This is a genomic window from uncultured Gimesia sp. (genome assembly GCF_963976445.1).
Taxonomy (GTDB): domain Bacteria; phylum Planctomycetota; class Planctomycetia; order Planctomycetales; family Planctomycetaceae; genus Gimesia.
The window spans coordinates 149,258-159,577 of record NZ_CAXBKP010000017.1; the positions used below are offsets into that span (position 1 = coordinate 149,258).

Annotated in this window: 6 protein-coding genes; 4 read left to right on the forward strand and 2 right to left on the reverse strand. The window is 47.8% G+C overall.

Annotated features, from left to right (window positions below; all coding sequences use genetic code 11):
• Positions 1 to 10 precede the first annotated feature (10 nt).
• Positions 11 to 1,936 (reverse strand): multiheme c-type cytochrome, encoded by a 1,926-nt coding sequence (locus AAC022_RS18315; RefSeq protein ID WP_339733379.1) that lies wholly within the window; start codon positions 1,934 to 1,936, stop codon positions 11 to 13.
• A 303-nt stretch (positions 1,937 to 2,239) separates the two neighbouring features.
• A complete protein-coding gene (locus AAC022_RS18320; RefSeq protein ID WP_339733380.1) occupies positions 2,240 to 3,982 on the reverse strand; it encodes an adenylate/guanylate cyclase domain-containing protein in 1,743 nt (580 codons plus the stop codon).
• Positions 3,983 to 4,333: 351 nt separating this feature from the next.
• Between AAC022_RS18320 and AAC022_RS18325 the strand changes: the two genes are divergently transcribed.
• Genes AAC022_RS18325 through AAC022_RS18340 form a run of 4 tightly spaced genes read left to right on the forward strand, consistent with a single transcriptional unit; the run spans position 4,334 to position 10,283 of the window.
• Positions 4,334 to 5,524 carry a multiheme c-type cytochrome gene (locus AAC022_RS18325; RefSeq protein ID WP_339733381.1) on the forward strand — a complete coding sequence of 397 codons (1,191 nt, stop codon included), beginning with the start codon at positions 4,334 to 4,336 and terminating at the stop codon, positions 5,522 to 5,524.
• A 42-nt stretch (positions 5,525 to 5,566) separates the two neighbouring features.
• On the forward strand, positions 5,567 to 7,306 hold the full coding sequence (locus AAC022_RS18330) for a cyclic nucleotide-binding domain-containing protein (protein WP_339733382.1): 1,740 nt from the start codon (positions 5,567 to 5,569) through the stop codon (positions 7,304 to 7,306).
• Positions 7,303 to 8,127 (forward strand): hypothetical protein, encoded by an 825-nt coding sequence (locus tag AAC022_RS18335; protein ID WP_339733383.1) that lies wholly within the window; start codon positions 7,303 to 7,305, stop codon positions 8,125 to 8,127. Before AAC022_RS18330 ends, AAC022_RS18335 begins: the two co-directional genes overlap by 4 nt.
• Positions 8,124 to 10,283, forward strand: coding sequence for a hypothetical protein (locus AAC022_RS18340; RefSeq protein ID WP_339733384.1), 2,160 nt, complete (start codon positions 8,124 to 8,126; stop codon positions 10,281 to 10,283). The genes AAC022_RS18335 and AAC022_RS18340 overlap by 4 nt, the downstream gene beginning before the upstream one ends.
• Positions 10,284 to 10,320 lie beyond the last annotated feature (37 nt).

The window sequence follows — 10,320 nt, forward strand, 5'->3', positions numbered from 1 at the left end:
TGGTTCAATATCAGGGAATACAGACTGTATCCACTTTTTCGTACAATACCATATGTCCGTCCACAACGCCGTCTGCAATTTCACGGGCAGACATTCCATAGTCAAACCCGACGTCCGAGATTTCATGCACTAAATTCACAGGTACCATCCCTGCGATCAGTTGGATGCGAATCGTATAGTTTCCAGGGCCCGTGAGCTGTTTTCTAGAAAGATGATAGTTTGCCAAACGTTTGCTTCTTGGGGGGATATTTTGTTTTTGCTTGCGCGCTCCAATGGGACGCCCTAAAACAGTAAACGGACGTGTGTCCGGCCGAAAGTAGGGAAGTGGGTCGAGAGAATAAGGCACATTCAGAACCTGCTCACGTTCTCCTCCACGAATGTTGCGGGTAATGAATCGCGATTGCAGAGTAAATAATTGCCGGTCGATTGGAATTTTGCCGTTGTGGACATACAGGGAGTGAGAGTCGCGAATATCGCCGTTCGGATCGAGGTCTCCCGATTGAAAGACGAGTTTTCCATTTTGATCCCAGACCATGGTCCGAAGAAAGACAACACGCTCCGCGTCAAATCCGGTTGGTACGCCATGTCCCAACGTGATATTCGAAACGGGAATAGAAAAATCCAATCCGTACCATTTCGCTTTTTCAACTTGAATTTCTCCCAGATGATAGCCGGCTCTCAAAAGTTGCAGTCTTTGTGTTGCCGCCTCTCCCAGTAATTCGTATTGGTCATTCAGAATGTGCCGAGCCTTGATTCGAGTGACCTGATTGTCCCAGGGAGGAGGAAAGTAGACAGCTTGCGTGACAAGCTGTTCGAATTCAGGAGTTCCCCATCCGGCGGCGTCATCAAAGTAAAGCCATTCCCGCATGGTTGCCAGTCCCTGATCGGGTGAGGGCTTTGAGTTTTCTTCTTTGACCGCTTTCGGATTATGCGGAAACAGGCCGCGATGAATAATCGGATAATCGGGACCAATCATCATATGATTCGTATGCTTGCGCACCGGTGTTGACACATTGCCAATGATGGCAGCAGGTGAAAAGGTATATCCCGAGGGAACACCTGGAACGGCCCCCATGTGACAATCCTGACAATTTTCTTTGCACTGCTTGGCGGAAGGGGAGTGTTTGAATTCGCTGAAGGCATCCTCCAACCGGAAACCATTAGGAGCAAACACATCGTGACAGCTGCCACAGAAACCGGGGGTGGTCAATTGAAAAAATTCATACGCTTCCGCATGAATAGCACGCCCTCGAATTGAGGGATCATCGGTTGTTTTCAGAACCCCATATTTATCCGGATTAGCCAGAACTTCGGCCAGAATTTCTCCGCCCGACGGTCCAAAGACCGCCTGGTTAACATCTCCACTCACCAGCGCCTGGCGTCCTGCGATTCCTTTTCCCCATGCTTGATTGATGCGGTGACAGGTGACACAGGTAACACCTTCACGCGAAGTAGGGGACCGGTCCAGATTGCTCATATTGATCGGCTCGGATAAAGCCATGCCGACGGGGGTATGGCAGCGAATGCAAAAATCACCCAGCGTGCCATTATTTAATTTGATTAGTTTATTCGACATCGCATTAAACACAGGGCTTAACTGTGCGTAAGCATGCGGTGATACCGACCATTCGCGATAATGCTGCGGATGACATTTGCCACATTTGGCGGCGGAAGGAAATGGGTTATCTACATAGCACTTGGCATGAGCCTCATCAACAGCAGATTGCATGATTTGGTCAAGCTTGGTGACGGCTTCCGTGTTGGTACTACTCACAGTTCGGAATGAGGTTTGCGCATTGGATTGCCTGATCAGACCTTTATTCTCGGCTCGTGCGTACTGGAAATAGATGTTGGGCAGAAGAATACTCAAAACCACGATTCCAAACGCCAGATACCGCCGGGCCTTGATTCGATTCCTGCGAGGAGAGGACTCCATTCCTATACTCCCGATCTACAATGCGTAGAATAAGCAAAATATTACAATTAAAAATGGTCAATGCGCAGCTTTCCTGTTGCAGGCCTAATGCTCATAATCGGTATAATCGGAATCACTGTTGAATCTTTAACTGAATAACTGGCAAGAATGAGGGGAAAATACATATTCGTATAAACATGTATTCTTTGAGTTACTTGCGCGCTGCCTTGGCTTCTCACTGGATGATTTCTTCTTGCTGCTTCAGTATTAAAAATGAGCAGCACGACATTTCGGACAGTAGATTGAGGTGGGAGGAACGGAGACTTATTTCTTAAGCGCGATTACACCGTCCCAGTTGAAGGGGGCTTCGTAGTTATAGCTGGCAATCTGAAGCAGCAAGAAATCTCTCGCACGATCTTTCGCGGGCAAATGGCCTAACAGATCAAGCGCGCTGTCCCAATCGCCGTCAATAAACGCATTTACGGCTGCTTCAAAGTCTTTGATATTCTGATTCGAAATCGAACTCTTGCCTTCAGTGGGTAATAATTCGTAGACCGAAAGGGGGGCTTCGAAACCAGCCGGGCGAAATATACCAATATGGCGACAGCGTCCTTCTGATTCGGGGAGCAGACTGCGAACATCAGAGGCGGTCGCTTCATCAATCAGAATCGGTACCCCAATTTGCTTTGTCATTCCCTCCAGGCGCGAGGCCAGATTAACCACGGGACCAAAAACGCCCACCTTAGCCTGTTCTTTCGTGCCGATTTTCCCAGCAATGGCATTTCCGCGTGTGATGCCGATTCCGACTTCGAAGCCACTCAATTCATTGAAGTCAGTACTGTTCGAAATCTTGAACATCTGTTGAATTCGTAGTGCGGCCCGGCAGGCAGGAAGTGCACCTTTCGTAAGTGGCAAAGGCCATCCCCAGAAGCCAAGCGCACTATCCCCCTGAAAGTCAGCAATCACACCATTTTGACTACTGATGCTTTGAGTCATGACTCCCAGAGCGTTCTTCAGACGGTCCAGAAATTGTTGCAGGTTTTTTCCTGCCTGTTCCGTCATATGCGAGAATCGTCTCAGGTCGCAAAATAAAACAGCGGTTTCTGTTTCCGTGGGTTCCAGAGTATGCTTTGCGTTGTCCTCTGAAACCACTTTGATAATCGCGGGAGAGAAAAACTGTTCGATTCCGGAAAATCGGTTTTCCAGCTTTCGTACACGTCGGATGGCAGACAGCATATGCGCCAGTAATTCAACCAGGTTCAAATCGTCCTGCAAATCGTTTGTTGATAAATATGCCTGTGATGGTGACTCTTCACCAAAGCGGCCACAGATATAAAGACACCAATTCTGGTTTCCCTCTGTTTTGACTGGAGTGCAGAATGCCCAGCGGCCATTGGCGAGCGGCGTTCCTTTCCGACTACTCTCAACTTCGATGGCTGTCTCGCCTTTCCTCAGGGTGTCACGCACCAGAGATCTGACAATCGAAACACGTCGGAAACCGGGAACGGGTTGCTCCCAATGCGCAACATTCCACTTTTGGGGACCATCACTTTGGATCACAGCCACCACGTCTGCATGCGGCATCACATCTTTGAGCAGCAAGGCGGCCTGTTTTGCCAGATTTTCTTCGTCTTTACAAAGCCATAAACTGGGGACTGTTTTGGAAACGGTTTCAATTCTCAGATCCGTAACCCGCAGACTGGCTTCTGTTAAGATCCCGGAATCAGTATCCAGGTCATCCAGGATTTCCAGAACTCCAGATTGAGATGTCCGTTCAATCGATTGAAACTGAGTCTCACCAATTTGAAACGCATCTCCCACGGTTACGGTCAGTTCACTATGAAATTGCTCGTCAAACTTGATTTGGTTCAGTACACTGGGAAAACACCGGATATTCAGCTGATCTTCATTACGTTGGAATTCAGCGTGCATACGTGAGATGGTAGAATCCCAAGGGATGGCGCAATCGTTTTCAGCGCTCCGACCTAACAACATTTTTTGCGATTCAGGAATATGCCATTCAATTTTTTCGCCCGGCCTTGGCCCTTTTGCAATGAGATGTATCATTGGGTAGGTCCTGTTACTCGTCTGTCTCTTGGAAGATGTGCTTTGCATAGTTTTGACAATGAAGGTTCGGACATGCTTGAATTAATAAAGATCACAGGGCCCTACCTTTAAAACGGATATTCTGATGGGCGGTAACCGCTCTTCGTCCAATTAGTCAGAAAATCTTCAAACTAGTCAATAAAATCTCGTAGTAATACAAGTAGTATACTCGTTAAATAATAACAGTCGTTTTGTTTTCGCATCATACTCTAAGCTCTGAAATTAAGAGTTCTCTGGTTAGAATACGACCATTACAATCCTTAAAATTACTCTATCCCATCTCTAATTCACATGCAAAGAAAGTTTCGCAGAATGAATCTCGCCGATCGCAGATTTCGCTCTCTCAAACCAGCTAATTGCCTGTTCACGCTGATGATGGTTTGCCTGGTCTTGCAAGCCGTTGTTTCAATCTATTCCGAGAAGATGTATGCAACCGAACCTGCGGATTCTACAATATCATTTGTGTCGACCGATGCGGAGACTAAAGCAGAACAAACGAAAAAAACGATGGGGGTGACAGCAGCAGACTGTAAGAAGTGTCATCCTTCTGAAGTCGCAGCCTGGATGAAAACAGTACACTTTCAATCTCCCGATGCTCGACTCTATAAATTTGAAGGAAACACAAAGAAGTATGCAACAGCAATGGGACTGACGAGCGCCGATTTATTGGGTGATTCCATGTGTGCGGATTGTCATGGTACCAAGGCAGTCCGAGACGGTCAGGTGAAAGTTATTTCTGGTGTTTCGTGTGAGAAGTGTCATGGCGCCGCAGGAGGCGAGGATGGCTGGCTCAATCGTCATCAGTCTTATCATGCCAGTATGCCGATTCCCCGTTCGGAAGAAACTCCGGAGCACCGTGCGGAACGGCTCAAATACTGTGACCAGGCCGGCATGAAACGCTCTTCAAATATCTATGGTCAGTCTAAAGCCTGTTTTAAATGTCATATCGTCGGAAATGAAAAACTGATCGCCGCGGGACATAAGGCAGCGAGTGCCTTCGATTATGTCTCCTGGACTGGTGGAGAAGTGAAACACAATTTCCTTGTTGACAAAACCAAAAATGCCGCTGCCCCTTCATTGTGGATGGAGCGGACTGGGGGAACCGCAGAAAATCGTAACCGAGTCAAGTTTGTTGTCGGCACTCTGGTTCAATTAGAAACCGCACTGCGATCGCGCGCCCAGGCAACAAACCCTGCTGTGATTCCTCAACTAAGTGGCATTATCGCAGCGGCAAATGGTAAACTGTCTCAGATCAATGCGGCTGCCCCCACGCCGGAAGTTCAAGCAGTGATCAATCTCATCACACCGATGTTCGGAACACTCTTCGCACCGCTGCCAACCGATAAAGAGACTTACACAAAGGCAGCCGATGAAGTCGCAGAACAGGCAAAACTGTTTGCCAAAAAATATGACGGTGCTGATTTTTCCAGGCTCGATTCGATAATCAAGCGATATCCACCGCATTATTCACAACAGTACCAGGATAAGTTTCTGAAAAAATAAGAAGTTTCAACCAGTTCCACGCAAGCAACAAGTTGTACTCCGATGTCAGAACCATCCATTTCACGTCCGCGTCGCTGGGATAAACCTTTCTCGCTCGAACTGGGGAGTGAGGAGGAGATGACCGATGCAGACGTTGAAGCAATTCTGGAAAATCCGCCTTTCGCACAGATCGACCCTGCAGGATTTAAACGATCCCTCCCACTGCATGACATCATCAAGAACGATGCTCGGATTGTGGGGTTTGATGATGGTGATATCATCGTTCGTCGAGGGGACTGGGGGAACTCTGCCTTTTTTATATTATCGGGCAATGTTCGCGTCGGATTGGAAAGAGGAAAAGAGTCCTTGCCTGATGAAATACTTGGGCGACACATTAGTAAGGTAAAAACAGTCTGGGAAGCTTTCGCTCAACTCTGGCGAAATAACAGAGTCCCGGAAGTCCGTAAGATTGCTTCTAGTTCCAGTAAGTCTACGTTACATACACGTCATACTCACAATGGAACACGAATTTATCTCCAGGAAGTTTCTGCCGTACTCGATAAATATCACACGGCACGACTTGAAACAGGCCATTGGTTTGGAGAACTCGCTGCCTTGGGGCGAACCAGCCGCGTATCAACGGTATTCTCAGAAGGAGTCTCTCAACTCCTCGAAATTCGCTGGCAGGGAATACGTGATATTCTTCGCTATGATCAGAACGGGAAACTGAAACAGTATATTGAAGACGTCTTCCGGGAACGGGCTCTGGATGCATTTCTTCGTACAGATCCTCTGTTTCATGACTGTCAGCCTGAATTGCTGAAAAGAATTATGGAACAGGTTGAGTTTCATACTTTCGGAAACTACGACTCTCCCAAACCGTTTAAGGAGTTACTCGAAGCTAAGAACCATACGACAGATGCTGGGGAGCCAGTCATTATCCGTGAAGGAGATTTTCCCAGTGGAATCGTGATGATTCGAAGCGGGTTGGCCCGCGTCAGCCAGCGGCATTATAATGGTCGACGTACGGTTGGCTACTTATCTCCAGGGCAAATATTCGGTCTGGATGAAATTCGTGCAGAAGTACAATCGTTGACACCCGTCGCTTGCAACGCTCAGCTCAGTGCGATCGGTCATTTGAATGCGGTGCTCGTACCAACACCGCTTGTTGAGGAACTACTCAAGCAGAATGGATCGACCGGATCAGAAGATTTACATGAAGCTCCGATTCGCATTCCTGCAGCAGACAATCACGCTATTAAGATCAACGATGACACACTGCTCAGTCAGCTGGTTGATCACAATTTTGTGCAGGGTACATCGCTGATGGTGATTGACCTTGAACGTTGTACACGCTGTGATGATTGTGTCCGTGCGTGCTCAACCGCCCATGATAATAACCCGCGATTCATTCGCCATGGGCCCATTCTCAATCAATTTATGATCCCTAATTCCTGCTTGCATTGTGTGGATCCGATTTGCATGATCGAGTGCCCCACAGGAGCTATCTTTCGGGATTTCGCTCAAGGTGATATCATCATCAACGAACAAACCTGCATCGGTTGTGCCCAGTGTGCCAGCAACTGTCCCTTTGATGCGATTCGGATGGTTGATATTCGAGATTCAAAAGGAAATATTATCGTCGATTCCCAAACCCGGTCCCCGCTGACTCAAGCCACAAAGTGCGATTTGTGCATCGACCAGAAAGGGGGTCCGGCCTGCGAACGCGCTTGTCCACATGACGCACTCTTCCGCGTGGACATGCAGGATGCGGCACAAGTGGGAGAGGTGTTCTCACGATGAAACACTTTTGGGTGCAACAAAGAATCCCTTTTTTAGCATTCGCAGTGATTTCGCTGATGATTCTCGCGGGCTGCTATTTGTTTTCGATTACCCTCGCGAAGACATCATTCGCCAGTGGAACGATTTTGCTGCTCTGCATTCTTTTCCTGGCCAGTTACCAGTTGCGAAAAAAAATTAACTTTCTACCTCTGGGAAGCAGTTCTGCCTGGCTTCGTTTTCATATCTTTATCGGTTTTCTGTCATTTGTTGTGTTTGCGATACATAGTAAACTGCAGATCCCGAATGGCCTGTTGGAATTTATTCTCTTTCTGACGTATTACACCGTGTTTTTAAGTGGCGTTGTCGGCTTGTTCCTGTCACGCACGATTCCCTATCGACTCCTCTCTCGGGGAGAAGAAGTTCTCTTTGAACGAATTCCCGTGCACAGACGCAAAATTCATGATCGTGTTAAGGTACTGGTGTTTAATAACACTGAGTCAGACCAGGGGACCGCATTGCCTGATTTCTATCACAAACACTTACAGAGTTATTTTGAAGGTCCTCGTCACCAGATAAGTCATATCCTGCATTCGGAACGGCATCTACATCAACTGAAACAGAAAATTTCTGCGCTGCAACCGTTTCTCAATGAACAGGAACAGGTAACGCTACAGCAGATTGCAGAACAGATTCAGTTGAAAGACGATCTCGATTATCAATATATATTTCAGGCTATTATCAAGATGTGGCTCTTCGTGCATGTGCCCTTAACATATTCCCTGATCATTTTTGCCTTCTATCACGCGCTTGCTGCCTGTGCGTTTGCGAGTACCAGCGGATGACTGAACCGTTGCAACCTTTCGACTGGAAGAAAAGTAATTACGAACGCCCTGCAAATACCTGGGTTTGTGGTCGTATGTGCGAAAAAGGTTTGCCTTGTCGGCCCGGTCCGAGCAACAAGGGGGAATGTCAGGTTCAAAGCCAATGCGAGCCTGAAGAGAAGGGGGGCAAATATCTGTGTACCCGTTCCGTATTGAATGAGGGAAAGTGTAAAGCAGGCCCATCCGCCGATGGAACCTGTTGCCAGCCTGATACCAGTTGTCAGCCCCGTCGCAGTCTCTTAGCCAAGAGGCGGTTTCTGGGAGGGATTGCTGCATTTATTGCCGCTTCACTTTGTCTCATCGTCTTCAGTGGTGACTCGCCTTCGTCTCTCCTTTCACCGGGGGAAGTGACTGATGCGCACGCGACAATTGAATCAAACTGTAGTGCCTGTCATACCGCAGCCGAGGGAGGACTTGATACCTGGATTCATCTTGCTTTGAATGGTGATACCACACTCAAAGATTCAGCGCGTTGCTTAAAATGCCACACCGAACTGGGCGCAGAAGCCCTTTTCGCTCACAGTGTTTCTGTTGAACGATTACGTGAAATAACCAATCAAATTCAAACAACAAAGGACTCTAGGGCGACACCCATTGCACTACAACTGGCTTCACTGGCAGGTCATCCCACGACGAACGACAAGCTTGCCTGTTCCACTTGTCACCAGGAGCACCATGGACGAAAGGCTAATCTCACTCATTTGACAGACTTGCAATGTCAGTCCTGTCACGTCAGCCAGTTTACAAGCTTTCAGCGCGGCCATCCCGCTCTGGGAGACTATCCTTATCAGCGTCGTTCGCGGATCTATTTCGATCATAACACGCACTTGAATCGTTATTTCAAAAACGAGGAGTTCAAACGGACGATGCCCGATGGGCTCAAACCCGAATCCTGCAATTCCTGCCACACGCCTGATGCCTCTGGCCGCCTCATGTTGACAGGCAGCTTTGAAACGACCTGTGCCAGTTGTCATGAACCACAAATTGAAGACGTTGAATTTCCAGGAGTTCCGTTCTTTGCACTGCCTGTCATAGCTCCCCGGTTAATGAAATCTCAAGGAGAATGGCCCAATACAGAGGGAGTTTTTGCGACAGCCAAGTTACCTCGTTTAATGGAACTGTTATTGGAAAATGACCCCGGCTACCAAAATGCCATCAAGCAACTGGGGGAGCTTGATTACCGTAAACTAAACAATCTTGACTCCACGCAAGCTGCTGCAGTCACAGAAATTGCCTGGGCTGTTAAAAGTCTGCTCTATGATATTTCGACACGAGGCGAATCGGCATTAACCCAGCGTCTGGGAAAAAACAGTTCGCTGTATCTGCATCTCAAGCCGTCCATTGTTCCAACATTATCACAAGCGCAGCAGCTCTGGTTTCCAAATCTGGCGACCGAAATGCAAGATCACGCCGAAATGCAAGATCACACAAAGAAAAAAGTAATACCAGCCCCAGCTCAGCAGAATGTCGCATCGGCAACATTTACTGTTGCGCGCAATGCCAATAGTGGTTGGTCTGTCTCCAATTCTGATTTTACTGTTCGTTACCGTCCCATTGGCCACGCCGATCCTCTGATTAAAGGTTGGCTGGATCAGGCCGTGCTGGAGAAACGTCCGCGTTTAGACAGCGACAGTATGTGGCGGATTTTCTCAAACCCGACTGCTTCTGGTACGGAAGATTCACACGGAGCACTTGCTTCTGGACGCTGTCTGATGTGTCATTCCGTCGACAAAGATTCTGTCAGTGGACTCTCTCACATCAATTGGAAGCCTTTGCCAACACAGCGGGCAGAAAAAGAGCAATTCACTCCATTCTCGCATGCACCTCATTTATCAACAGGACAATTACAGAAATGTGAAAGTTGTCATGTCTTTGATCAATCAGGAACAGACAGTGCCACCATATTGCAGAGTGATTATTTCATTCGCGATCAATCAAACCTATTCTGGCAGATCAATCAGAATAGCCAGCAGACCTGCACCAGTGGCTTCCAGCCTATCAGCCAGAAAACTTGCGTTACCTGCCATAACAAGGCAACCGCAACCCAAAGCTGCTTGCAATGCCATAACTACCATGCACATCGCCAGCTGACTCACTCGACAAAAAAAGCCCCCTGAAACGTTAGTTTCAGAGGGCTTGGTTGTTTACTGATCC